At 66.9% G+C, this 1,709-nt stretch carries 2 protein-coding genes; both read left to right on the top strand.

From position 1 onward, the window contains the following. Positions 1–380 precede the first annotated feature (380 nt). On the top strand, positions 381–1,232 hold the full coding sequence (gene ku, locus AC1D01_RS33475) for a non-homologous end joining protein Ku (protein ID WP_477873780.1): 852 nt from the start codon (positions 381–383) through the stop codon (positions 1,230–1,232). A 10-nt stretch (positions 1,233–1,242) separates the two neighbouring features. After that, on the top strand, positions 1,243–1,709 hold a 467-nt coding region (locus AC1D01_RS33470; RefSeq protein ID WP_477873779.1), incomplete at its 3' end, for a DNA polymerase ligase N-terminal domain-containing protein.

The raw sequence follows: 1,709 nt of genomic DNA, 5'->3' as shown, positions 1-1,709 counted from the left end.
GCCTTCGCCTGCTCCTTGACCGTGCCGGATGAAGGGGCGGCGGGGTCGTTGCCACCGCAGGCCGCGAGCAGCAGGGCGGTCAACCCGATGCTCGAAGCCAAAGCGCGGCCCGACCCGCGTGATGGGACCTGTTTCATGTCTGTCTCCTCGTTTGAGTGGCAGAAACGGTCCCTGTACTGCGGTCATTGGAACCGGTTCCAATTACAGCGAGGCCATTGAACTCCTGCCGGCACGGGCCGTCCAGTCGGATAGAAAGATTTTTGCTGCCGGCGTCTTCCTACATCAACGCGCGCGATCTGCCGCTGGTGCCCTGCGCTGCGGTCGCCCTAGGCTCGGTTCGTCGTCGAAGCTCGCTGAACCACGTCCCAAGGAGTCCCGCCATGCCGCATGCCATCTGGAAAGGCGCCATCAGCTTCGGGCTGGTGCACGTGCCGGTCGCGCTGTACCCGGCGTCGTCGGAATCGGGCGTCGACTTCGACTGGCTCGACAAGCGCTCGATGGACCCGGTCGGCTACAAGCGGGTCAACAAGCGCACCGGGCGCGAGATCGACAAGTCGCACATCGTGAAGGGCGTGAAGGTCGAGGGCGGCGACTACGTCGTGCTGAGCGACGACGAGATCAAGGCTGCGTACCCGAAGACCACGCAGACGATCGAGATCGAATCGTTCGCGCATGCCGACGAGATCCCGTTCACGCTGCTCGACCGGCCCTACTACCTGGAGCCGCTGGCCAAGGGCGAGAAGGTGTATGCGCTGCTGCGCGAGGCGATGCTCGCCTCGGGCGTGATCGGCATCGCGCGCGTCGTGATGCACACCAAGGAGCACCTGGCGGCGCTGATCCCGAGCGGCCCGGCGCTGATGCTGAACACGCTGCGCTGGGCGGCGGACATTCGCCCGTGGGCCGACATCAAGCTGCCGCCCGAGGGGAAGAAGGGCACGAACCTGAAGGAGGCCGAACTGAAGATGGCGAAGCAGCTGATCGGCGACATGACCGAGACCTGGAAGCCCGAGGCGTATGCGGATCGCTTCAGCGAGGCGATCCACGCGCTCGTCGCCAAGCGCATCGAGCGCGGCGAGACCGAGCAGGTGGAAGCAATGGAAGACAGCGGCGAGAAGAGCGGCCCGAGCAACGTGGTCGACCTGACCGAGCTGCTCGCGAAGAGCCTGAAGGGGAAGGTCGCATCGGCATCCAAGGCGCCGGCCCGCAAGACCGCCGCGCGCAAGCGTGCCTGAGGAGCGGGCCATGGAGCGCAGTTCGCGTGCATCGACACCAGCCGACCCGCTGCACACCTATTGGAGCAAGCGCGATTTCAGCCAGACGCCGGAGCCGCGCGGCGAGCGGGCGAAGGCTGGCGATGCGCTGGTGTTCGTCGTGCAGAAGCACGATGCGACGCGGCTGCACTACGACTTCCGTCTGGAACTGGGCGGCGTGATGCTGTCGTGGGCGGTGCCCAAGGGGCCGAGCTTCGACCCGGCCGAGAAGCGGCTCGCGGTGCGCACCGAAGACCATCCGGTCTCGTACAACAGCTTCGAGGGCCACATCCCCGAAGGCCACTACGGCGCCGGCGACGTGATCGTCTGGGACCGCGGCAGCTGGCAGCCGGTGGGGGGCGTGCGCGAGGCGAAGAAGGGCCTGGCGGCCGGCAAGATCGCCTTCACGCTGGAGGGCGAGAAGCTGCACGGTGCGTGGGAGCTGGTGCGCATGCGCAC

The organism is Rhizobacter sp. P3_B12 (assembly GCF_056402895.1).
Note: the sequence above shows the minus strand (reverse complement) of the source record. Positions and strands in the feature narration are given on the sequence as shown.

Bases quoted from the DNA above. Each gene is read 5' to 3' on its own strand.
- ku (WP_477873780.1), top strand. From the start codon at position 381: ATGCCGCATGCCATCTGGAAAGGCGCCATCAGCTTCGGGCTGGTGCAC.